21 protein-coding genes and 1 pseudogene are annotated in these 23,071 nt (G+C 38.7%); 18 read left to right on the forward strand and 4 right to left on the reverse strand.

All coding sequences use genetic code 11. From position 1 onward, the window contains the following. Window positions 1-137 precede the first annotated feature (137 nt). The 6 genes from IEW76_RS15730 (at window position 138) to IEW76_RS15755 (ending at window position 5,016) form a co-directional block, all read left to right on the forward strand. On the forward strand, window positions 138-461 hold the full coding sequence (locus IEW76_RS15730; RefSeq protein ID WP_188655388.1) for a PadR family transcriptional regulator: 324 nt from the start codon (window positions 138-140) through the stop codon (window positions 459-461). Beyond that, entirely contained in the window at window positions 454-1,011 is a 558-nt protein-coding gene (locus IEW76_RS15735) for an HAAS signaling domain-containing protein (protein WP_188655389.1), read from the forward strand. Before IEW76_RS15730 ends, IEW76_RS15735 begins: the two co-directional genes overlap by 8 nt. Then, window positions 1,008-1,907, forward strand: coding sequence for a DUF4097 family beta strand repeat-containing protein (locus tag IEW76_RS15740; protein WP_188655390.1), 900 nt, complete (start codon window positions 1,008-1,010; stop codon window positions 1,905-1,907). Before IEW76_RS15735 ends, IEW76_RS15740 begins: the two co-directional genes overlap by 4 nt. A gap of 703 nt (window positions 1,908-2,610) precedes the next feature. Then, window positions 2,611-3,711, forward strand: coding sequence for an AI-2E family transporter (locus IEW76_RS15745; protein WP_188655391.1), 1,101 nt, complete (start codon window positions 2,611-2,613; stop codon window positions 3,709-3,711). 164 nt (window positions 3,712-3,875) lie between these two features. Further along, the gene (locus IEW76_RS15750) at window positions 3,876-4,430 is read left to right on the forward strand and encodes a DUF4352 domain-containing protein (RefSeq protein WP_188655392.1); all 555 of its coding nucleotides are present in this window, start codon (window positions 3,876-3,878) and stop codon (window positions 4,428-4,430) included. 37 nt (window positions 4,431-4,467) lie between these two features. Beyond that, window positions 4,468-5,016: a DUF4352 domain-containing protein gene (locus IEW76_RS15755; RefSeq protein WP_188655393.1), complete on the forward strand. Its 549-nt coding sequence runs from the start codon at window positions 4,468-4,470 to the stop codon at window positions 5,014-5,016. 37 nt (window positions 5,017-5,053) lie between these two features. Here the strand turns inward: IEW76_RS15755 and ykzP are convergent, their stop codons facing one another. Further along, on the reverse strand, window positions 5,054-5,221 hold the full coding sequence (ykzP, locus tag IEW76_RS15760) for a protein YkzP (RefSeq protein WP_188655394.1): 168 nt from the start codon (window positions 5,219-5,221) through the stop codon (window positions 5,054-5,056). Window positions 5,222-5,269: 48 nt separating this feature from the next. Continuing rightward, the gene (locus IEW76_RS15765; protein WP_188655395.1) at window positions 5,270-5,497 is read right to left on the reverse strand and encodes a hypothetical protein; all 228 of its coding nucleotides are present in this window, start codon (window positions 5,495-5,497) and stop codon (window positions 5,270-5,272) included. Window positions 5,498-6,164: 667 nt separating this feature from the next. On the opposite strand from IEW76_RS15765, the gene IEW76_RS15770 reads away from it, so the two are divergent. Continuing rightward, window positions 6,165-6,386 (forward strand): hypothetical protein, encoded by a 222-nt coding sequence (locus IEW76_RS15770; protein ID WP_188655396.1) that lies wholly within the window; start codon window positions 6,165-6,167, stop codon window positions 6,384-6,386. A gap of 26 nt (window positions 6,387-6,412) precedes the next feature. On the opposite strand, the gene IEW76_RS15775 is transcribed toward IEW76_RS15770, so the two are convergent. Beyond that, entirely contained in the window at window positions 6,413-7,165 is a 753-nt protein-coding gene (locus IEW76_RS15775) for a TraR/DksA C4-type zinc finger protein (RefSeq protein WP_188655397.1), read from the reverse strand. 220 nt (window positions 7,166-7,385) lie between these two features. Here IEW76_RS15775 and IEW76_RS15780 point away from each other — a divergent pair, with 220 nt between their 5' ends. From IEW76_RS15780 to IEW76_RS15800, 5 genes are all read left to right on the forward strand, one after another. Beyond that, complete coding sequence (locus IEW76_RS15780; RefSeq protein ID WP_188655398.1) at window positions 7,386-8,579, forward strand: dicarboxylate/amino acid:cation symporter; 1,194 nt, start codon at window positions 7,386-7,388, stop codon at window positions 8,577-8,579. Window positions 8,580-8,721: 142 nt separating this feature from the next. Next, a complete protein-coding gene (locus IEW76_RS15785) occupies window positions 8,722-10,095 on the forward strand; it encodes a DUF6792 domain-containing protein (protein ID WP_188655399.1) in 1,374 nt (457 codons plus the stop codon). 161 nt (window positions 10,096-10,256) lie between these two features. After that, window positions 10,257-11,909 carry a PTS transporter subunit IIBC gene (locus IEW76_RS15790; protein ID WP_188655426.1) on the forward strand — a complete coding sequence of 551 codons (1,653 nt, stop codon included), beginning with the start codon at window positions 10,257-10,259 and terminating at the stop codon, window positions 11,907-11,909. A gap of 3 nt (window positions 11,910-11,912) precedes the next feature. Continuing rightward, a complete protein-coding gene (locus tag IEW76_RS15795; protein WP_188655400.1) occupies window positions 11,913-12,707 on the forward strand; it encodes an endonuclease/exonuclease/phosphatase family protein in 795 nt (264 codons plus the stop codon). An 18-nt stretch (window positions 12,708-12,725) separates the two neighbouring features. Beyond that, entirely contained in the window at window positions 12,726-14,387 is a 1,662-nt protein-coding gene (locus IEW76_RS15800) for a glycoside hydrolase family 13 protein (protein ID WP_188655427.1), read from the forward strand. 115 nt (window positions 14,388-14,502) lie between these two features. Here the strand turns inward: IEW76_RS15800 and IEW76_RS15805 are convergent, their stop codons facing one another. After that, window positions 14,503-15,864, reverse strand: coding sequence for a DUF2254 domain-containing protein (locus IEW76_RS15805; RefSeq protein WP_188655401.1), 1,362 nt, complete (start codon window positions 15,862-15,864; stop codon window positions 14,503-14,505). Between the two features lie 179 nt (window positions 15,865-16,043). On the opposite strand from IEW76_RS15805, the pseudogene proB (IEW76_RS15810) reads away from it, so the two are divergent. The 6 genes and pseudogenes from proB (IEW76_RS15810) to IEW76_RS15835 form a co-directional block, all read left to right on the forward strand. After that, a pseudogene (gene proB, locus IEW76_RS15810) lies at window positions 16,044-16,880 on the forward strand (glutamate 5-kinase); the annotation flags it as partial. Window positions 16,881-17,104: 224 nt separating this feature from the next. After that, window positions 17,105-18,043 carry a pyrroline-5-carboxylate reductase gene (gene proC / locus IEW76_RS15815; RefSeq protein ID WP_188655403.1) on the forward strand — a complete coding sequence of 313 codons (939 nt, stop codon included), beginning with the start codon at window positions 17,105-17,107 and terminating at the stop codon, window positions 18,041-18,043. A gap of 34 nt (window positions 18,044-18,077) precedes the next feature. Next, complete coding sequence (gene proB, locus IEW76_RS15820; protein ID WP_188655404.1) at window positions 18,078-19,211, forward strand: glutamate 5-kinase; 1,134 nt, start codon at window positions 18,078-18,080, stop codon at window positions 19,209-19,211. Between the two features lie 20 nt (window positions 19,212-19,231). Continuing rightward, a complete protein-coding gene (locus tag IEW76_RS15825) occupies window positions 19,232-20,491 on the forward strand; it encodes a glutamate-5-semialdehyde dehydrogenase (RefSeq protein ID WP_188655405.1) in 1,260 nt (419 codons plus the stop codon). Window positions 20,492-20,658: 167 nt separating this feature from the next. Further along, a complete protein-coding gene (locus IEW76_RS15830) occupies window positions 20,659-21,216 on the forward strand; it encodes a GDSL-type esterase/lipase family protein (RefSeq protein ID WP_188655406.1) in 558 nt (185 codons plus the stop codon). Window positions 21,217-21,639: 423 nt separating this feature from the next. After that, window positions 21,640-22,818: a pyridoxal phosphate-dependent aminotransferase gene (locus tag IEW76_RS15835; protein ID WP_188655407.1), complete on the forward strand. Its 1,179-nt coding sequence runs from the start codon at window positions 21,640-21,642 to the stop codon at window positions 22,816-22,818. The last annotated feature ends 253 nt before the right edge of the window (window positions 22,819-23,071 follow it).

Here is a 23,071-nt window from a genome sequence, read left to right on the forward strand (position 1 = left end):
GAAGCATTGAACATCTTTTTCTCACTACCTTGCATTATTCAGTACCATAAGGTAAGATGACATTAATTTAGAGGAAACTTTTTCCTGACTAATGAATATTATTTAGTACTGAACAATGTTGAATAGGAGGTGGATAAGTGAATGTTCAATTTAAGAAAGGAGCACTAGAGTTATGTGTGCTCGTTATGATTGCGTCTAAAGACCAATATGGCTACGAGCTTGCTCAAAATGTTTCTACTAAGATTCAAATTGCAGAAGGTACTCTTTATCCCTTGCTACGACGCCTCACCAAAGAAGAGTATTTAACTACGTACTTTGCCGCATCTACTGAAGGGCCATCTAGAAAATATTACTCCATTACGCCTAAAGGAAAAGCCTACAAAGAGACACTCATCCAAGATTGGAACATGTTCACTAGTGCTGTGACAGAATTGATTGAGGAGGAGAATAAAATTGAATAAAGATCAGTTTATGAACAAGTTGGAAGTACAATTGAGGAAACTTCCTGAAGATGTTCGAAAAGAGCTTCTATATGATTATGAAGAACATTTTGACACTGGGATTATGAAAGGTCATTCAGAAGAGGAGCTTGCGAATCAGTTGGGTGACCCTAGGAGAATTGGCAAAGATTTATTAGCTCAGTACAGGCTTGAACGAGCACAATCTGAGAAGTCCGTTAAACATATTTTACAAGCTATATTCGCTACCATGAGCGTGAGCTTTTTAAATTTAATTCTAGTCCTCGGTCCTGCAATAGGTGTAATTGGTCTTTATATAGGGTTGTGTTCTATGGCCATCGGCCTGGCAATAACACCTTTCCTTTTCATCGGCAGTATGTTCTTGGGAACTGTTGAGCCATTCTTCGTTAACTTATTCATTTCTATAACACTAGGTAGTGGTGGTTTATTGATGAGTTCCGGATTATTTATAGTTGGAAAATGGCTTTATAAGCTAACACTTTCTTATATCCGTTTTAATATAAGAATTGTAAAGGGAGAGAATGCGGCATGAAGGTTTTTATAAAATGGGTAAGTTTAGTTTTTATTATTGGTATCTTAGGTACTCTTGTATCGCTTCAAGTTACCGGGGCCTTCAGTCAGGAGATCGTTGATGTATTTGAAGAAAAGAAAGTAAAGGGATCTTCAATCAAGTACCTTAGTGTTGATACTTCATCCGCGGACATTGACATTGTACAAAGTCAGGACGATACGATTTACGTACAATGGGGCGGTAAAGCGAGTAAAGGTGTATGGGAGGATTATGAGTTGAACACTACAAAAAAGGGGGATGAACTTTCTGTAAAGCTTCGCCAAAAGGATATTCTAGGTTTTCAATTTGGGTTCATTCAGAAAGACTTAAAGCTTACAGTACGTCTTCCCAAAAAGCTTTATGAAGGATTAACTCTTTCATCTTCTTCGGGTGATATTAGGGTGAATGATCAACATTCCAATACTGTAAGCATAAAGACTAGTTCAGGTGACATGGAACTAGCCAAGATCAAGATCTCTGAAGAAATTAACACTCGTTCATCTAGTGGAACTATTCGTTTAAAAGAGGTCTATGCGAATCGCTTCCTAACTGATACGAGCAGTGGGGATGTAGTTGGAGAAACGATGGAAGTGGCACAAATAATTGGTGATTCATCATCAGGTACAATTGATTTTAGTGAATTAATGCTAACTGGTGACTTGGAGATCAAAACGTCTAGCGGTGATGTTTACCTCCAGTTTGCGCAAGTACCTGACTCCTTTATCATTGATTATGAATCAAGTTCAGGTGATGAACGAGTCAATCTAGATGGAATCGACTATGAACGAAAAGCTGAACATGAGGTTAAAGGACAAAAAGGGAGCGGAGATCAACGTATCGAAATTCGCACAAGCTCTGGTGATTTCCGCGCTCAATAAGGATGTAGTATCTGGCGTGGTTCAGGAGAAATGGGCATCTCTGTAAGATTAGCACTACGTGAATATTCGAAATTGAATTCGTATTAATGAGAAGATTAGCTGAAGTGAATTTTATTATTTCAGGAAGTTTAGGGGAAGGAATAGAAGATTTATATCGTTATTTTAAGAACTGTCACGCCCTCTTATTTAACACTAGACAATAGAAAAGGCAATGTAGGATGGCAAAGGTCAACTTGATGGAATCACTTTTTTAAATGGCCCGGCTGACCTATCAATTTACGAACCTATTCTGATGTGTAACAGGTGATAAGAGTCACCTGTTTTTTTATGGAAGAAAAAAACTTATGCAGATTTGAATCTTTAGGTTTTTAAAGAAGCTATTTAGGTAAAACAAAAGTTAGACCGAAGCTTTAAGTAGTGTTCTAAGCACTTTTAGCAACAATTTGGCGTTGGCTAATGGCTTTAAGGATCGATAACTTATCTTGAGGTGTTAACATTCTCCAGCTGGCTGCTTTGATTTTCATATTGAATCTCCTCCTTTTTGATTGGAAAACAAACAAAAGCAAGGGAAACTATTCAACTATGCATGTAAGCATCTGATCATTTAGTAGTTTATACCGTCATTCAAACAAAATTAAACAACAAAAATTTCTACAAATTTTGCGACATTTGGGGTTTGAAGCCCCTCAGAAGGAGGAATTATATGTGGTTTAAACATCCATTCTTTAAATATGCAACTGGAACTGTCATTGTACTTATTGGTCTTTATATCCTTGAGTTATTAGGTTTTTTTGGTCCTATAAAAACCATTCTTAAAACGCTCTTTTATCCTATATTAATTGCGGGATTCTTATTTTATATTTTAAGGCCGATTGTGTCGAAATTAACTAGAACAAAAATTATGAATAAAACAACAGCCATACTTACTGTGTTTCTTTCCATTATTACGATCATTTATGCGGCTATCTATTTTTTGGCGGGTACAATTCAAGAACAAGTGAAAAATATTAGCTCTAAACTGCCAGAGCAATTAAAGAAGTCAGCTGAAGAAGCTCAGAAAACAATTGAGAAGAATGACATGGGAATGGTTTCTGTACAGAACTTGAGACAGAAGGTAAGTAGTGGAGCCTCGGAGGTCCTGCAATCATTAGGTGATAACGTGATGCAGGTTGTATCAGCCATTACAGGGGCTACAACTGTTCTAGTTATTGTGCCGTTTATCTTATTCTATTTCTTAAAAGACGATCATAAATTCATTCCTTATATGCTTCAGTTCATACCAGATCGTCATAATTCGAAAGGGAAAGATGTTCTTAGAAGGATTAGTGAAACGGTGTCAGCATATATTACAGGTCAGGTAATCGTTGCACTTGTTGACGGGGTGTTAATGTATATTGGTTACCTCATTCTTGGGCTAGATTACGCTCTAATATTAGGTATATTTGTTTCTCTAACAGCTGTTGTTCCATTTTTCGGTCCGATTATTGGTGTAATTCCAGCAGTTATCGTTGCTTTAACGCAAGATCCAGCTATGGCTCTATACGTTATTATTACGCTTATCATCGTCCAACAGTTAGAAGGGAATTTGGTGGCTCCTCTTGTGTTAGGGAAGCGTTTGAATATCCATCCAATCACAATCATTTTACTTCTAATCGTTGCTTCTGCTCTATACGGGTTCATTGGCATGCTTATTGCGATCCCGCTCTACTCCGTTGTTAAAGTTATCTTTAAAACGGTATCAGAAGAAGTAGACAGAGAATGGCTTTTCAGAGATGTGTTTAAGACTAAAAAGTCAAAATCGTAAAATTAGCTAGTCCCTTAGCTGGGGCTAGCTAATTTTATGTATAAATAGTAGTATTTTACTTTTTTACATAAATTTTGAAGAAATATATAGAATAGTTTGTTATAGTTTTATCGAAACTTGTATTAAAAGTTTTGAGTTTATTAACGGATACGGAGGATGTTGTGATGAAACTAATATCAAAACTAATATTACCATTAATCTTAATTATTGTGGTAACAGCCTGTAGTAGTGATAACCAATCTGTAAATGATTCAAATGAACCATCAGACGATGTTGCGAAGACGAGTACTGAAGAAGGGGAGGGGCTACTTAGTGTGGGAGAAACCCATCATTTTAAAACTACGATAGGTAATTTTAAGATGACCCTTGATCGTGTAGAAGATAAAAAAGCAGTGGATGGCCAAGAATCCTTGAATGGGGAATTTATAATTCCTACGTTCACAATTGAGAATACTGGGGATAAGTCGGTGAAAGTTGAATCCATATTCTCCACAATTGATATAAAAACACGGTTATTCATGATAAACCAATCAACGGTTATAGGCGAGCAGGAAAAGTGGTGGAATAAAGCAATCAAACCTGGAGAAACAGTCAGCGGCAAAATCTATTATGATATGGACCCAGGAGAAATGTATGAAATTAAATCAAGGTATGTAACTGCAGATATGCAAGGTACTAAAACTATTGGTTGGGAATTTTTAGATGGTGAAATTAACTAGTTAACATAATATTTTTGTTAAAGGAGGAGTTGCAGCAATGCGGGGTGTGCTAAACGTCTTGATAACAAGTTTAATTCTTTTAATTATAGCATCGGGCTGTAGCGATGATATTGATGCAAATCCATCAGATGAAAGTGACTCAAATCCAAAAGAGGGACTCTCTAAAAATGATACTAATAAAGATGTATATTATTCAATTGGGGAAAGTCATCATTTTAAGACACCTATAGGGAATTATAAAATGACGTTAGAGAGTGTAGAGTTTGCAGAAAAGATAAATGGTGAAGTAGCGCAATCAGGTCTTTTTGTTATACCAACTTTCATTATCGAAAATACTGGTGATTCTTCAATTTCTGTAGAAGATGCGTTTTCTACATTTGACCTCTTAACTAAAGTAAGTAAGAAAAGTTCGATTATACAGGTCGGAGATGAGGATATTTGGTCCGAAACTATAGAACCTGGCCAGATAAGGACAGGCCAAGTATATTATGTTATAGAAGGAAAATCATATACCTTGCAATCTGACTATATTACTTCTGATATGAAAAATAAAAGGGTAGGCTGGAAGTTTAGCAGAGAGAATTGAAAGCAAGAAGTCGAAAAAATAAGAGGAGAGACTCCTCTTATTTTTTATGATCACCTTGCATGCCATGCTTCGAATTACGGTTCGCTCCACGCTGCATATCTTCTTGACTTTTTGCCTCATCCGTAAGTTCTACATTAGCCATGCTTTCAGTAGGAGTTGAATTGTTCTTTAAGGCTGCATCTCTTGTTACTTTACGTTTTGTCATCAATCTTTCCTCCCTTCCTAATCATTAGTTTTTACATTACGGAACATATCATTCATCAGTTTTAGACCGAATCGCTTCGATCATCTGATCATACTTCTCAGGATGGACAAATGCATCCTTGTCCCAGTTCTGTTGAATCCAATTAAGAAGCTCGTAAGCTGAATTAAAGATTTCTCCGCTGGTATCCGCTGAACGAAGCATATATCGTCCATTATCAGGATCGACTGTAACTTGGTTTGGATAAGCTCCTTCATGAGTTTGTAGTTCGAACTCCATTACAAACCTCCTTAAGATTTGGCTTTGTTAACGCTTAATATTGATTTTGTTCCATATAAGCCCCCTTATATGGAAGACTCTAAGCTGAGACACTTTTATGTAGATAAAGGTCCGTTACGCTTGTGGAGCGTTTGGGGTGTCTGGGGAACGACTCGCTTTCCGCGGGCGAGCTGTCGAGCCTCCTCGGGAAACCGGCCCTGCGGGGTCTCGTCGACCTCTTTCTCCCGCAGGAGTCTCCCCCGTTCCCCAGACACCCCTGCTATAGTTTTCCTAACGGCCCCACATCTTAAGGGGGGGAGTTGAGAGGTTTCCTCATATGGCATGTTTCCGTTACACCATATATGGCAGAGGTGGTTGGGGAAATTGCGAGACTCCTGAGGCAGTAGGAGCCTAGGGGAGACCCCGGAGGGAGCGAATGCGACTGAGGAGGCTCCCCAGCTCGCCGCGGAAAGCGAGTGATTTCCCCAACCGCCTTAGTCTCAAATAACGCAAACGGAAACATTCTCTCAGCTTCGAGTCTTCAACAATCCTTCTCTGTTCTTGAACAAGCTTGTTTTAAAGATTAACAACAACAAACTTTAACAAAGCCTAAGATTTAAATGATTAAGATAGCCCCATCCTGGGAAACGTGTAATAGAAGGAATACACAACAGGAGGGTAAAGTCATATGACTAACAAGAAACGACATGAAGATCACCAAATGTCTGAAGCATTTACTGCAAATAGTAAGTTGAGCAAGGCATTTAGCGGTGAGGACCAAGAGGATAGAGGTATGGAAGGGGAGAATTTATCCCAGTATTACATGAACAATAACACACCTGCTATCGATATTGATCCACTAGAAGATACAGACCATGACACAGAAGATCAGGTTAAGAATAAAGAGTAAAAGCCTTGCCCTATGGCAAGGCTTTTTTAGTCCTCATCGACGTAACTGTCTCCTTCATGATAGGGAATATCACCCATTATCGACATCATACCATCTTCATCCAAGTCTTCTTCATACTCTTCATGCGCCTCATTTGGGTAAACTGTGACGTTTTTCCCGTATAGATCATTGCCCGTGAAGTTTTCGTAATCTTCAACATAGCTTACAGGTTCATCTGAATTAATGTACGTGTCATCATAATCTGATATATCCTGGCCTGAGAAGTCAGATGGTGTTTCTGAAGTTCCATAACGTGCTACATCTTGCCATGAGTCTTCTGAGTCATAAAAGTTTGATCCCGCTGCTTCGTCTGAGTGTCTTCTAAAGCCGGGTTGAAGAATTTCTTCTTCTACTGGACGTTCTTCATGCTCATGTTGATTTGGACTATGTTCGATACAAAACGTAGTGGTGGGTAAGGCCTGAAGGCGGTCCTTTGGAATGTCTTTTCCGCAAGATTCACACTGACCATATTCACCCTTGTCCATTCTTTCAAGGGCATGATTTAAATCTTTTAATTCTTGTTCTGCGTGCTCATTTAACGCAATATCTTTCTCTCGTTCATATAGAAACGTTGCCGTATCTCCTGGGTGGTTATCATAATTGGATAGTTCAGAAACAGATTCTTGATCTGCTTCTGATTCAAGATCGTAATGATCATTGTGTTCTAGGTGAGCTTCTAGCTCTTCCTTTTGTTTCATCAATTTGTGACGAAACGTTTGTTGCTCTTGTGATGAAAGCATACGATTCCTCCTAACAAACGTTATTAAGGATAGTATTAGCGGTGCTTCATGAAATCATGCTGTATATATGTAGGGGATTTGTTAAATGATACATTTGAATTGAAACCGCTATATAAACTGAATATTCCGAATTTATGTTTTTTCCTTAACAAATAGAAGTCAAGGGTCTATACTTGTATCCATCAAGAGAAAACACGTGTTCACCTGAGGAGGACAAAGCATGAAAATAGGATTATTACCACGACTCTTAATCGGAATTGCACTAGGTATCATTAGTGGGTTAGTACTTCCTCAATGGGGAATTGAACTGTTCGCTACTTTTAATGGCTTGTTTGGGAACTTTCTAAACTTCATTATTCCGCTTATTATTTTAGCATTTATCGCACCAGGAATAGGTGAATTAGGAAAGGGTGCAGGTAAGCTTGTAGGCTTAACAGCAAGTGTTGCATATGGTTCAACGGTACTTGCTGGACTATTAGCATTTGTTGTTGGAAGTACTGTGTTTCCTAACATATTAACTGTGGGAAGCTTAGGCGGGAACTTTGAAAATCCTGAAGAATTTCTACTCGAAGGGTTTTTCCAAGTTGAAATGCCACCTGTTATGAGTGTTATGACAGCGTTGATTCTAGCTTTCGTAATTGGGATTGGTCTTGCTTCTATTAATGGGAACGCACTTCAAAAAGGATTTGAAGACCTTAGAAGCATTATTGAAAAAGTCATTCAGTACGTTATTATTCCTTTATTACCTATACACATTTTTGGCATATTTGCCAACATGACTTACGGTGGTCAAGTTGCAACGATTATGTCAACTTTTATCAAGGTATTTGCTATTATTATCGTCTTACATTTAGTAATGCTTACATTGCAATATACAACCGCTTCAGCAATTTCAAAGAAAAATATCTTTACATCCATTAAAAATATGGTTCCTGCTTATTTTACAGCACTTGGAACACAATCATCTGCTTCGACGATTCCTGTTACGCTTCGTCAAACGAAAAAAAATAATGTGAAAGATAAGATTGCAGATTTTGTTGTTCCGCTATGTGCAAACATTCATCTTTCTGGTAGTACCATTACAATCGTAAGTGCTGCCATGGCCGTTATGTTCTTGAATGGAATGGAAGTTACTTTTGTTGAAGTATTCCCATTCATCCTTGCACTAGGCCTTACAATGATTGCAGCACCTGGTGTGCCAGGCGGAGCGGTTATGTCTGCAATTGGACTCCTTCAATCCATGCTTGGGTTCAATGATGCAATGCTTTCCCTAATGATTGCTCTTTATTTAACACAAGATAGCTTCGGTACAGCTACAAATGTAACAGGTGACGGAGCGATCTCAATTGTGGTGGATAAACTAATGGGGAATCAAGTGGAAACTGAAGAAGTAAACGAACAAAAATCAGCATAGATTGCATATAAAAAAGGGTGAAATCGCAAATGATTTCACCCTTTTTTTATACATAATTAGGTGAAATATCATTCTATTTGAGGACGTGTTCCTTTCATTTTTTTGCTACACTTAAGACAGAAACAGTAGGAGGGGAATGAGGGTGAAAAGGTTAATTTTAAATGATGATCTAATTCGAGCAAAGGTCGTAAATACTGAATATGAAGGAGCATCTCCTAAAGCAATTAAAGAGTGGCTAAAGGATCAATGTGCTTTGTCAGAAAGAGAAGTCGATATAACCATCTATCCCTCTTCCTTTACTACAACTGAACAAGATACGGGGTTTGATGGGACGGTGATTCACTTCTACAATCCACATAATGGAGTGAACGAGATGTACACCATTTTTCGTGGTAGTGAGCATGTAGAGGTTTCAGACTGGAGGCCAAAAGACTGGGTTTATAACTTGTTAGGGATTTTTGTAGGCCAAGGAATATCGCAATATCGATCGGCAAAAGCATTTGATGAACTTCTTACAGAATATATCCAACTAAAAACGAACGTTCCATTAAGAAAAATTGGAATGGGTTTCTCTTTAGGTGGTAACTTAGCTCAAACCCTTCATCTTATTGAAAAACCATTTGAAGCTGTATACACCTTTAATGATGCGAAGCCAAGTGTTTACCAGATGGCAGCAATTGACAAGGGATTTCAGCTTTCTATTGAGGAAACATTCCTTCAACCATTAGTACCTTTTTCTGGGATTTACGCAATTCCTATTAATCAGCTAAAAAAGGTAGCAAGTCAACGATATGACCTGAATAATGGCGATATTTACAAAGTTAGCCTGACAGGAGATCTGTTGTATGCCTTTCACCAAGTTCCTGGGTTTTTAGACACTGGTCACGAAAAACTCGTTCAAAATGTCAATGAGAATCGTTTACGCAGCGTTGTAGAAAACATCCCCCCATCATTCTTTCGCGAACTAAGGGAAACTCTTTCTTACTATAGTATGTTATATGAAAAGGAGGGGTTTGACGCACTTTGGGAAGAAGTGACGGGGCTTGATGCAACGATTGTTGAAGGTATATTTAGGGCAATCGTGGACTATAGGGAAGAGGGGTTTCACTTTGGATTACTTAAAAGACTGCTGAAGGTCCTTAAGCAAGGGTTTCTTAGTTTTGGAGAAGTATATGAACGACTTCCAATATTGTCAAAACTATTGATTCGTATATATAAAGATTCTCCTAGTTTAATAAAGTTATTAATTGAAAACGGATATTTAACACATCAGGAACATATTCAATGGAAAGAAAACCTCCATATAATAGAAGAATCAATGAATGATGGCGGATATGAGGCGAGTCTTGCTGATATGAATGAGGATATCCGCCTTTTGAGAGCAATCTTAACAGTATTTCAGTTACTTGAGAAGGTGGTTCATTTGCTATTGGAAGATATTGAAGTAGGTGTAGAGTCTCACGATTTAGATCGTCTCATCTATTACTTACAAAAATATGATAAAATATTTTTATAAAATTATTCGATTAGTCTTGCTAAATGGAAGATTTTACGGTACTATTTGATTCATAAGTTGCGAAAACGTTTGCACAAAACGTTTTCATTTTTTACATAATTGTGAAAACGATTCCAGATGATTGAGATAAGGGGAGTGGGAACATGTCTAAAATTAAGCAATTGCCGATCTTTTCATTTGATTTTTGGCAAAAATTCGGGAAAGCATTGATGGTTGTAGTAGCCGTAATGCCAGCAGCTGGTATTATGATCTCGTTAGGGAAAGCACTCGATATGGTTGTTGATGACCTTGCATTTATGCAAGCGTTTGCGCGAATTATGGAAGATATCGGTTGGTCTATTATTGGTAACCTTCATATTTTATTCGCCGTAGCTATTGGTGGATCTTGGGCTAAAGAGCGTGCAGGGGGAGCATTTGCTGCGCTTCTTGCCTTTATCTTTATTAACCGAATTACAGGAGCAATATTTGGTGTAAACTCGGCCATGTTGATTGAAGGCGAGCAAACCGTAACATCATTTTTAGGTACAGAAATGCCTGTCGGGGATTATTTTATTAATGTCTTAGGTGCACCAGCATTAAACATGGGGGTATTTGTCGGAATCATTTCAGGTTTCTTAGGAGCTAGTCTTTTTAATAAATATTATGCTTTTGACAAATTACCAGATGCATTAGGTTTCTTTAACGGAAAACGTTTTGTACCGTTTGTTGTAATGGTAGGTTCAGTATTTGTATCCCTAGCATTGGCGCTTATCTGGCCTCCTGTTCAAACCGTTCTTAACAACTTCGGTGAATGGATTGCAACATCTCGTGATTCTGCACCAATCTTAGCTCCATTTGTATATGGCGCTATGGAACGACTAATGCTTCCGTTTGGTCTTCACCATATGTTAACTGTTCCAATTAATTATACGGAACTAGGCGGAACGTACATTATTCAAACTGGAAAAAATATAGGACAAGCAGTAGCTGGTCAGGATCCGCTATGGTTGGCTTGGGCAACAGATCTTTACAACTATATGTCTCAAGGCAATATGGAAGCTTATAATGAATTGAAAGAGAACGTTACACCTGCTCGTTTTAAAGCAGGTCAGGTTGTGACATCAACAGCGGCTTTAATTGGTATAGCCCTTGCTATGTACAAAAACGTTGACGAGGATAAGAAGAGTAAGTATAAATCTGTATTCCTTTCGGCTGGACTTGCGGTCTTCCTAACAGGGGTTACGGAACCAATTGAATTTATGTTTATGTTTGCTGCACCTTTATTATACGTTGTGTATGCGATCATGACAGGTTTAGCCTTTGCTGTTGTAGACTTAGTAGATTTACGCGTCCATGCATTTGGTATGGTTGAATTAATTACTCGTACACCTCTTATGATTAATGCAGGGATTGGGCGAGATCTAATTAACTTTGTCGTAACATGCCTTGTATTCTTTGGACTGAACTTCTCCATTGCAAATGTTATGATTAAAAAAATGAAATTACCAACTCCAGGGCGTAAAGGCAATTACATTGATGACGGCGGAGAAGGAGATCGTACGGCAGATTCATCTATGAGCGAGAACGGAGAAGATCATTCTCAATCCGGTCAAGTTATTGCATTACTAGGTGGTAAGGAAAACATCTATGAAGTAGACGCTTGTATGACACGCTTGCGTGTAACAGTGAATGATTTAGAGAAAGTAGCTAAAGAAGATGAGTGGAAGCGTAATGGAGCTATGGGACTTGTTGTGAAAGATAGAGGTGTTCAAGCAATCTATGGCCCTAAAGCAGATGTTCTAAAATCTGAGATTCAAACAAAACTAGGAGCTTAATAGATGAAACTACTGACATTGAATGTACATGCATGGCAGGAAGACAATCAAATGACTAAAATTAAACAAGTTGCAGAGAGAATTCATAACAGCCGCTATGATGCCGTTGCGTTACAGGAAGTAAGTCAGCATAAAGAGGCTCATTATGTGTACGACCATATCAGAGATGATAACTATGGTTACTTAATACAACAAGAATTGAATGAGCTAGGCAGCGCAGATTATCAGTTAGTCTGGGATGTTTCCCATTATGGATATGATGTCTACGAAGAAGGGCTTGCCCTTCTTGTAAGGCATCCCATTCATACATCAGAGTCATTTTATGTAACTAAGTCTAGCTCAGTAGACTATTGGAAATCACGAAAGATTGTATCTGCAATGTGTGTGATTAATGAGGTACCTGTAAGCCTCTACTCTTGCCACCTAGGTTGGTGGGGAGATGAAGACGAACCTTATGATTCTCAAGTGGATGTACTTATGAATCACATGAATGCTGAAGGACTATCTTTCCTTCTGGGTGATTTCAACGCTTCTGATGACCGTCATGAGGAAGGGTATGATTATATCCTAAGAAAGGGATGGATTGATACACATAAAGTAGCTCTTGAACAAATTGGTGAGGAAACAATTGAAGGGAAAATTGCCGGTTGGGATCAGAACAAAGAAGGAATCAAGATCGATCACATCTTTTGTAATCAACATGTGAATGTACAGAAATCTGAAGTTGTATTTGATGGAAGAACAACTCCTATTGTTTCTGATCATTATGGCTTGGAGGTTACGTATACAATCGGTTAAAGAAATGAGGGATTGATGATGGAAAGAGTATGGTGGAAAGAAGCTGTTGGGTATCAAGTGTATCCCCGAAGCTTTCAAGATTCGAATGGCGATGGTATTGGTGACTTACAGGGGATGATTAGTCGGCTTGATTACTTGAAAGATTTGGGTATAGATTTTATATGGATTTGTCCAATGTACAAATCACCTAAAGATGATAATGGTTATGATATATCAGACTATCAAGATATATTAGAAGAGTTTGGTACAATGGAAGATTTTGATGAGCTTTTACGTGAAGTACATAAACGTGGGATGAAGCTTATAATTGATCTTGTATTAAACCATACGAGTGATGAACACCCTTGGTTTTTAGAATCGAGGTCCTCTATAGAGAGTCCAAAACGAGATTGGTATATATGGAGAGATCCTAAAAACGGTGAAGAACCAAATAACTGGGAAAGCATCTTTGGAGGATCAGCATGGGAGTACGATGAAGAAACTGGTCAATATTATATGCACTTATTCTCTCGGAAACAGCCTGACCTGAACTGGGAGAATGAAGAAGTTAGAGAAGTTTTGTACGATACAGTAAACTGGTGGCTTGATAAAGGTATCGATGGCTTCCGTATTGATGCAATTAGTCATATAAAGAAGCGCTCAGGTCTTCCTGATCTTCCTAATCCTAAGAAAGAGAAGTATGTATCCTCTTTTGATATGCACATGAACCAGGAAGGCATTCACGAGTTTCTTCAAGAGTTTAAAGATAAGACTTATGGAAACTATGACGTTATGACCGTGGGTGAAGCCAATGGTGTAAGTGCTGATGAAGCGCACCTTTGGGTTGGTGAGGAAGGAAAGATGGATATGGTCTTTCAGTTTGAACACTTAGACCTATGGGACCAAGATGCGGATCAAAAGCTAGATGTATTAGCTTTGAAGGATGCTTTGACTCGTTGGCAGAAAGGGCTTGAAGGAGATGGTTGGAATGCTCTCTTCATTGAGAACCATGACAAAGCGAGAAGCGTTTCAACATGGGGGAATGATGGTAAGTATTGGCGCGAGAGCGCTACATCTTTAGGGACTATGTATTTCTTCATGCAGGGAACGCCGTTTATCTATCAAGGGCAAGAAATAGGGATGACGAACTTTAAATTTCCTTCAATTGAAGATTTTGATGACGTTGCTGCTAAGAATACGTATCAAAACATGATTGAAGAAGGGTACACACATAATGAAGTCATGGATGTATTATGGAGTACTTCAAGAGACAATAGTCGTACACCTATGCAATGGAGTCAAGACAAAAATGCTGGTTTTACGAGTGCTACTCCATGGATGAAGGTTAATCCCAACCACGACACGATTAATGTAGAATCCCAACAGCATGAACAAAATTCAATCTTACACTACTATAAGACGATGATTCAGTTGAAGAAACAATATGATTTGTTTACGTATGGGACATATGACTTGGTAAATGCTGATGACGAAAAGGTTTATGCTTATACAAGAACATTAGGGCGAAAGAAGGCTTTCGTGATTGCAAATCTCACAGAATCTGAAGCGGAATTCCAATCTCCTATGTCCGTAAGTCATGGTTCTCTTGTGCTTAGTAATTATAATGGGGACCAGGATCCAAGTGATACAGAATTAAAACTGTATCCATATGAAGCGCGTGTCTATATTTTCTCTTCCTGAATATTGTTATGAAATAATTGAGGACAATGGCCATAATGGTTTTGCCCTCAATTTTTTTATTATTGGACTTTATAATAAAGCGCTCAGAGTTCATTCTGAGCGCTTATTTGGGACTTTATTGATATATGGTTTTTAAAAGCTCTTCTTTTAATGGTTCAAACTTATTTTGATTGTGTGTGTTCTTAGTGACTAATTTGAGGTTGTCAATAAGGTAATAGCAATCATTCTCAAATAGACTACAACCGTTAAGTCCTTTAACCGTTTGGAAAGCGAATTCCCATATATCGTCATGGAACCTCTCATCCATACCTTTAGCCATTAAAGAAAGCATGGACAAGATTTCAGTAATGATCGTGACATTATGGTGGCTATATTCTCGTATATTGGCAAAGCCTTTGTGTAGGTAATATTTAAAATCTTCCTGACAAAGCATCAGTCGTAGATTACCTTCTTCATCATATAGATAAGGGGAGAAGTCAGTAACGCTACCAACTTCCTGAAGTAGTTCTGTGATTTGATGAAGGGTGTTTGTAACGGTTAGCGGGTCATCATTTCCAAGGGCTCTGATGGCTACTTCAGCAAGTTTATTAACCCCGTATTCAAGGTCTTGGATTTCTGTTTGTTTTTTACCTAGGACAACTAATTTTAAGTATTTCTTCTTATTAAATTTTTCGCCATCTCCCCAATAACTAAACAGTGGCGTGTTACATAGAACGAACTCTCCTATACGCGGGTGCAGTTGTATAATTAAGTTGTCTTCTTTTGCTTTATGGATGAGTCGTTGAAAATCTGCTAACTGAAGATAACCAGAGCTTTCTGCATTAATTACAGTTCCTTTTTCAGCAGGAAGATGTGCGGTGGTCTCCTTTGGGTCTTTACGAAATGGTTGTATTTCTTTCATAAGAGAGCTTTGAATAATACTCTTCGAATTTTCTTTCATACGAGCGGTAATGTTGTGAACTTGTAGCCAAGTAGTAGTGTGGTTGATGAAATAAACGAATGTAATGGCTGCAAGAAAGACGGTCGCAATAGAAAGAAACGGAATGGCTAGAAGGAATTCTATATCTTCATTAGAAACATAGAGGAAATTTAGTAATACATAAATGAAACTTCCGTTGAAAATCCCCATAACGTGCTGTGTGTTTCGGTCGCTTATGTAATTTAAAAGCATTTTAGAGGAAAACTGTCCACTGAATGTAGTAAGGGCAACCAGAATAGAGTTGATTGTGAAGGCACTAAGCGTTAAAACCCCTCCAACTAAGGAACCTAAAAGTGTTTGAGTTGTACTTGCGCTGAATGCTACAAGCTTAGGGAAATAAGATGCTATATCTAGCTTATAATCTAATATAAAAGTTAAAGCAGAGAGGCATATGGCAGCAATAATATACCACATGGGCATAAACCAAAGTGTAGACTGTAGTTCATTCTTTCTTTCGCGCTTTGACATTGATAAATATCGTTTTATTATATGGAACATCAATTTGTACTCCTTTATTCGTTATATATATTCATTCCTTTAAATTGGCTTCGTTAATCTAAAAAATAAAATATTGTCGTAAAAATTCTTTTGAATTTCTATACGAATAAAAGTATAATTATTCTTATTATTCAGAAAAAAGCAGCTAGTTATGAAGTCAGGTTAAGGGAGGGGTACTGATGGGGGACTTAATTAAAAACAAGCGAATCGTGCTAAAAATAGGCAGTAGCTCACTTACTAGTGCACAAGGTGAAATGAGTCACCGAAAGCTCGAACGGGTCGTGAATGAAGTAGTTTCATTGAAAGATGCCGGGTTTGAAGTATTGCTTGTATCTTCTGGAGCAATCGCAGCAGGGTATCGTAAACTGGGATGTTTAACTCGTCCAACAACTTTAGCAGAAGAACAAGCAGCTGCTTCTATAGGACAAGTGGAACTTATTCGGACGTATGCTGACTTATTACTAGAACATGGGTATGTTGGCTCCCAAATACTCCTCACCAAAAGCGATTTCTCTAACCAAGGTCGCTCTCTAAATGCAAGAAATACGATAAATGTATTATTAGAACGAGGAATTATTCCAATCATTAATGAGAACGATACCGTATCTATGACGTCTCTGAGGTTTGGGGATAATGACACTCTCGGAGCTGAAGTATCATGTTTGGTTACCGCAGATTTCTATATGATATTGTCTGATGTAGATGGACTTTTTAGAGGGAATCCACGAACTGATCCAGCTGCTACATTAGTTCACGAAGTGTTTGGAATTACAGCTGAAATTGAAGCTCTCGCTGGAGGGGGCGGAAGTAATAGGGGGACAGGGGGGATGAAATCTAAAATCGAAGCGTTTAAACAAACATTAGATCACGGTATCTTATCTTTCTTAGGGGATGCATCTGTGTCAGGGATTGCTATTCAAGCTCTTGCTCAAAAAGCAAAAGGGACATATTTTTATCCTGAGAATCTACGGACTCAAGAAGACGCAAAAGAAGTGGCATTTTATATGCAACCAAAATAGAACTTGTTAAAAGTTGAAGAGCCTAAGTGGTAACCATGGAATATGTGAAATAAGATTAGATAAAACTGAAATTATGGGAATATTACGAAAATATAAGAAGTTTTGAAAACAGCCTTTCCATAATCTTCATAAATCGTTCTGAGAAGAAATAAGACCTCGTGAGACGTCACAAGAAGTGAATAAGACGGAATGGAACCGTTTACATTAACTATTTCGCCTCTATGCACCCCATTTATCCGAAAGCCCTTGCATATATTTTTTGGAATGTTACGATAATCTTCGTTGTAACAAAAGCGGAAAAAAGGGAGCGTGTTAACGTAGTGACACAAACGATTGCTTTTTTAGGAGCCGGATCTATGGCTGAAGCGATGATATCAGGAATGGTTCAGTCAGACCTGGTCACTCCAAGTCAAATTATTGTATCAAACCGAAGTAATACGAATCGTTTAAACGAGTTGAAATATAAATATGGCATTCAAGCTCAAAAGCGAGAAGATTTGGACTTTGCAACGATTGACTTATTTGTATTAGCGATGAAACCAAAAGACATTGATTCTGTATTGGAATCTTTACGGCCTCATTTAAACCCACACCAAACCATCATTTCTGTCCTAGCAGGAATAACAACTTCACACATGGAGAGTCACTTACCTGAGAAACAGCAAGTGATTCGAGTCATGCCAAATACTTCTAGCATGATCGGGGAATCTGCAACGGCGATTGCACCAGGAGCCCATGCCCCTAAAGATCGAATTTACCTTACAAAATCATTAATGGAATCCTTTGGAGAAGCTTATATTATTGACGAAGCTCATATGGATATATTCACTGGGATTGCCGGAAGTGGACCTGCTTATTTTTATAACCTCATGGAGCATATGGAGCAAGCTGGCATTGAAGCAGGACTTGATGGAGAGCTTGCAAGGTCCATCGGTGCGCAAACCATACTCGGTGCAGCTAAAATGATTCAAGAGAGAGAAGAAACCCCAACTGAATTAAGAGAAAATGTGACATCACCTAATGGAACAACAGCCGCAGGGCTTAATGCACTTGACCTTCATGGAGGTGGAAAGGCAGTTTCTGCAGCTATTAAAGGAGCCGCATCGCGTTCTAAAGAAATGTCCAAACAAGCGGAACAACCACTAGTAGCAACTAATTAATAAGAGACAAATTAACGAATTGCAGGAGGAACGTATGATTACAGAAACCGAATCGAAACGTATCGTCATTAAAATTGGAAGTAGCTCTCTAACGAGTATGCACGGTGAGATTAGTCGTCGTAAGCTCGAAAAAATCGTAGACGAAGTCGTTCGCTTAAAAGATGAAGGACACGAAGTATTGCTTGTATCTTCTGGTGCAGTAGCAGCTGGGTACCGAAAGCTCGGTTGCCTTGAACGCCCAACAGATCTTGCAGAGAAGCAAGCGGCAGCTTCTATTGGTCAAGGACTTCTTATTGAGTCGTATTCTGATTTATTCCTTTCACACGGGTATGTAGGGTCACAAATACTCATTACACGAAGCGATTTCTCCGATGAGGACCGTTACAATAATGCTAGGAGTACCATCAACGTTTTGCTTGATCGTGGCATTATCCCAATTGTTAATGAGAACGACACGATTACGATGGATTTTCTGAAATTTGGAGATAATGACACGCTATCTGCAAAAGTAGCGGGGCTTGTAGATGCAGATCAGCTCATTATTCTTTCAGATATCGAAGGACTTTATGAAGAGAATCCGAATGATAATCCAGACGCCAAACTTGTAGAGCATGTACAAGAAATTACTGATGAAATTGAGGCCTCTGCAGGAGGATCAGGAAGTTCTGTTGGCACAGGAGGCATGAAGTCTAAGATTGATGCCTTTAAGATCGCGATGGCATCTGGGATCGCTTCTTTCTTAGGGAAGGCTTCCACTGCAAACATTGTATATGATGCAGTTCATCATCAAGCAAAAGGAACGTACTTTACATCCAAACCAGACACAACGAATCTAGACCAAAAGAAACAATGGATTGCCTTTAATTCAGGGCCTGAGGGTGAAGTGATTATTAGTATGGATTCCAAGGACTTGATTGTTCAGCAAAAGAATAGCTTACACCCTGCACATGTTACAAAAGTTCATGGTGATTTCGACAAGGGAGCAGTCGTTCGTGTTATAGACGTTTCCGGAGAAGAGGTAGGACTTGGTGTAGTGAACTATTCTTCAACAACCTTTAAATCTTTTATAGGTCAACCGATTGACAGATTATCCGAATACAAACAAGCAGCAGTGGAACGTGAAGATTTTGTATGTCATCTCGACTTTACATTACCAGTAAGTGTTTAATATAAGGGAGGAATTGATACATGGTTACAAAAGAACAAACGAATGTAGAAGCACAAGCAGTTCAAGCAAAGAAAGCATCCAAGACACTATCCATACTAACTACAGAAGAAAAGAATAAAGCGTTATTTGCCATTGCGGATCAGTTAGAAGCGAAATGGGAAGAGATACTGAAAGCCAATGAATTAGACTTGATCAAAGGTCGTGAAGCGGGTTATGAAGAAGCTTTTATGGACCGCTTATCGCTTACAAAGGAACGGGTTTTTGAATTTGCAAATGGCTTGCGGGAAGTGGCTTCTCTTGATGATCCTACCGGTATCGTACAATCAGATTGGACACTTGATAATGGCCTTCAAGTTCAAAAAGTGACTGTGCCTCTTGGTGTAATTGGAATGATTTATGAAGCTCGTCCAAATGTTACAGTAGATGCAACAGGGCTTGCTTTAAAATCAGGTAATTCTATTGTCTTAAAGGGAGGATCTTCAGCGATTGAATCAAATAAGAAAATCGTGGAAGTCATGAAAGAAGGTTTATTGAACACTAGGATTCCTAAGGATGCCATTCAATTTATAGCTAGCACTGATCGTAAAGCCACTAATGCATTGTTTACCATGAAAGACCACATTGATGTATTAATCCCTCGGGGCGGTGGGTCTCTAATTCAAGCAGTTGTAAATAATGCAACGGTTCCAGTACTAGAAACGGGAGTAGGAAACTGTCATATATACATTGATCAAAGTGCAGAAGTTGACAAAGCAATCTCGATTCTAATCAATGCAAAGACCGATCGACCTGCTGTATGTAATGCAGCAGAAACGTTAATCGTTCATGAGAAGTGGTTGAAGGACAATAAAGAAGCGCTACTATCGGCGTTTCATGAAAACGGAATTTCTGTGCATGGAGATGACTTGGCTGTTGAGGCGGTACCGGGTGCAATGAAAGCTTCAGAAATTGATTGGGCAGAAGAGTATCTAAGTAAGCATATTGCAATGAAGGTTGTATCGGATGTTACAGAGGCAATAGAGCATATTGAACTTTACGGCACAAAGCATTCAGAAGCAATTATTTCAGAAGATATTCAAAATGTTGAACTCTTTATGAAACTTGTAGACGCTGCAGCACTATACCATAATGCATCTACTCGGTTTACTGATGGTGGAGCACTAGGGTTCGGTGCAGAAATTGGCATATCAACTCAGAAACTCCATGCACGTGGACCTATGGGGCTGCCGGCTTTGACGACAATTAAGTATCAAATGAGAGGTACTGGGCAAATCCGCTAGATAACGCTATGTGTTAAAGCTTATATTGATTTAATGGAAGGGATCCAATAGCTTGATTGGATCCTTTTTATTTTTTGTTTATAAACTTTAGAGTATGAGCAATCCAAATTTTGTTGAGCTGCTATAGGGTTGATATAATGGCTATTATAGTAAAAAGGAGAGAAAGAATGAGAAAAATGGTATGCTTTGGAGACAGTATCACCGCAGGACATGGGTTTACTCAGTCTCCATTAACGAAACAGCTTCAAGAAGAGTTAAGGGATATGGTTATTGTTAACAGAGGCGTGTCAGGTGATACGACTGAAGATGGAGTGAAGCGATTTGAACGAGACGTTTTAGCTCAGTCCCCTTCAATGGTAACGATCCTCTTTGGTTCAAATGATGGGGCGGATCATCGGAAGGTACCACTAGAACAGTTTAGGAACAACTTATTACATATGATAAAGCGTTTAGAGGACACTAGTGTGCTTCTAATAACGCCTCCAGCGGTAGATGAAGAAGCCCAACAAAAACGAACGAATGAGAGGCTACGCTCTTATGCGAATGTTGTTCGGGAAGTTGCTGAAGAAACAGGTATCGAGTGCTTCGATTTATTCGGAGAGATGGTAAAGATGAAGGATTTTAAGTCTTTAGTCGATGGTCCCGATCATGACGGTCTTCATTTCTCTCTCGAAGGGTACGATTTCTTAACATCAAAAATTAAAGAGTTTGCAAATCGTCATTAATTCATAAATAAGGCTCAACTGCTAACACTATAATTGACCTAATTAAGTAGGAGGGATTGGTGTTGAAAAAGCGATTTACTTATCAAACGCCCAAGCTTGAACCATTTATTTGTGAATTTAAAACCCGAAAAAGAGAGCGGGAACTAATTGAATTTGCGCGTTTCTCTAATCATAACCTCGCCTACAGAACGGACCCAACGAGATTTAATTTTAAATAGTAAAAGCTAACCTTTGGTTAGCTTTTTTTTATGTATTGTTGTCTGCCAACCTGCTTTTTCTTTTCTTGAAAACGTCATTCAACCTATCCCTTTTAAGTCGAAAATACAAGGTACTAATGATTTCACTAGTAAGAAAATTCGGTCTTTACAAATTGGGGGAATAGGTCTATTCTGTTTTATTAAGACCGTTTAGAGGGGGAGAGACATGAAGCAGTTTACATATTCAAAGGCGCTAGAACGATTGCCTGAGCAATTCTTTGCTAAATTAGTAGATAAAGTAAAGAGAGCCGAAGCAGGTGGGAAGGAAATGATTAATTTAGGACAAGGAAATCCTGACCAGCCGACACCTTCGTTTGTTACAGAATCCTTAAAGCGAGCAGTTGACAACGAAACCTACCATAAATATTCTCCATTTAAAGGGTTTCCTTTTTTAAAAAAAGCAGTAGCAAACTTTTATAAAAGAAAGTATGACGTTGACCTTGACCCAGAAACTGAGGTAGCGATTATGTTTGGCAGTAAAACAGGCCTCGTTGAGGTGAGTCAATGTTTTCTCGATGAAGGAGACACCGCCCTTGTGCCGGACCCTGGTTATCCCGATTACTGGTCTGGGGTTGCGATGGCAAATGCTAGTATGGAGAAGATGCCTCTTCTAAAAGAGAATCAATTCCTCCCACAATATGATCAGATATCTAAAGAAACACTACATAAAGCCAAATTAATGTTTTTGAACTACCCAAATAACCCTACAGCTGCTACAGCCACAGAGGAATTTTTTGAAGAAACGATTGATGTAGCGAATAAACATGATATTTGTGTCGTCCATGATTTTGCCTACGGGGCGATTGGTTTTGATGGGGAGAAACCGCTTAGCTTTTTACAGGTCCCTGGTGCCAAAGATGTTGGTGTAGAGATGTATACAATGAGTAAGACATTTAATATGGCAGGGTGGCGTGTCGCATTTGCCGTGGGGAATAAAAGTGTTATTAAAGCTTTAGAACTCGTTCAGGACCATTATTATGTAAGTTTATTTGGCGCGGTTCAGGAAGCTGCCGCTGAAGCATTAGATAAAGGTGAAGATTCTGTTAAGGAGTTAGTTGAGCTCTATGAAGCAAGAAGGAACCTACTAGTAGAAGGATTTCTTGAAATAGGTTGGAACGTAGAGGCACCACAAGGATCTTTCTTTATGTGGCTCGAGGTTCCTGCAGGCTTTACATCTGAATCCTTTGCTGATTACCTAATAGATGAAATTGGTATCGTAGTGGCACCTGGTGTAGGTTTTGGGGAATATGGTGAAGGATTCGTGCGAATTGGTTTACTAGAACCAGAAGAGCGGTTAAGAGAGGCAATCGATCGTTTTCACACGCTCTCATTTACAAATCAATAAAATAGAGCAAGCTCACTTTTTTAGAAGTGAGCTTTTTATTTATACTTAGTAGTAACTCCGAATTGATAAATAACAAAAAAAGAAAACCCACTTCAAGGTAAGGGGTTTCGGGAGTGGCGCTTCTTTACACGTTTTTTAAACTGTTCTACTTTGCGTTGACATATCCGGAGTTCTTTCCATGTCTGGGCTCGGTCTAATAGATCACGAAGTTCCCTAAATTCGATTGATTCCTCCTGTGTTAGTTTAATCTTAG

Source organism: Pontibacillus salipaludis (assembly GCF_014642405.1).
Lineage (GTDB): Bacteria > Bacillota > Bacilli > Bacillales > BH030062 > Pontibacillus > Pontibacillus salipaludis.

What these genes read in the sequence shown, in the direction of transcription:
- IEW76_RS15740 (WP_188655390.1), top strand. Translation starts at nt 1,008, where the DNA reads ATGAAGGTTTTTATAAAATGGGTAAGTTTAGTTTTTATTATTGGTATC.
- IEW76_RS15745 (WP_188655391.1), top strand. Translation starts at nt 2,611, where the DNA reads ATGTGGTTTAAACATCCATTCTTTAAATATGCAACTGGAACTGTCATT.
- IEW76_RS15750 (WP_188655392.1), top strand. Translation starts at nt 3,876, where the DNA reads ATGAAACTAATATCAAAACTAATATTACCATTAATCTTAATTATTGTG.
- IEW76_RS15755 (WP_188655393.1), top strand. Translation starts at nt 4,468, where the DNA reads ATGCGGGGTGTGCTAAACGTCTTGATAACAAGTTTAATTCTTTTAATT.
- ykzP (WP_188655394.1), bottom strand. Translation starts at nt 5,221, where the DNA reads ATGACAAAACGTAAAGTAACAAGAGATGCAGCCTTAAAGAACAATTCA.
- IEW76_RS15765 (WP_188655395.1), bottom strand. Translation starts at nt 5,497, where the DNA reads ATGGAGTTCGAACTACAAACTCATGAAGGAGCTTATCCAAACCAAGTT.
- IEW76_RS15770 (WP_188655396.1), top strand. Translation starts at nt 6,165, where the DNA reads ATGACTAACAAGAAACGACATGAAGATCACCAAATGTCTGAAGCATTT.
- IEW76_RS15775 (WP_188655397.1), bottom strand. Translation starts at nt 7,165, where the DNA reads ATGCTTTCATCACAAGAGCAACAAACGTTTCGTCACAAATTGATGAAA.
- IEW76_RS15780 (WP_188655398.1), top strand. Translation starts at nt 7,386, where the DNA reads ATGAAAATAGGATTATTACCACGACTCTTAATCGGAATTGCACTAGGT.
- IEW76_RS15795 (WP_188655400.1), top strand. Translation starts at nt 11,913, where the DNA reads ATGAAACTACTGACATTGAATGTACATGCATGGCAGGAAGACAATCAA.
- IEW76_RS15800 (WP_188655427.1), top strand. Translation starts at nt 12,726, where the DNA reads ATGGAAAGAGTATGGTGGAAAGAAGCTGTTGGGTATCAAGTGTATCCC.
- IEW76_RS15805 (WP_188655401.1), bottom strand. Translation starts at nt 15,864, where the DNA reads ATGTTCCATATAATAAAACGATATTTATCAATGTCAAAGCGCGAAAGA.
- proC (WP_188655403.1), top strand. Translation starts at nt 17,105, where the DNA reads ATGCACCCCATTTATCCGAAAGCCCTTGCATATATTTTTTGGAATGTT.
- proB (WP_188655404.1), top strand. Translation starts at nt 18,078, where the DNA reads ATGATTACAGAAACCGAATCGAAACGTATCGTCATTAAAATTGGAAGT.
- IEW76_RS15825 (WP_188655405.1), top strand. Translation starts at nt 19,232, where the DNA reads ATGGTTACAAAAGAACAAACGAATGTAGAAGCACAAGCAGTTCAAGCA.
- IEW76_RS15830 (WP_188655406.1), top strand. Translation starts at nt 20,659, where the DNA reads ATGAGAAAAATGGTATGCTTTGGAGACAGTATCACCGCAGGACATGGG.
- IEW76_RS15835 (WP_188655407.1), top strand. Translation starts at nt 21,640, where the DNA reads ATGAAGCAGTTTACATATTCAAAGGCGCTAGAACGATTGCCTGAGCAA.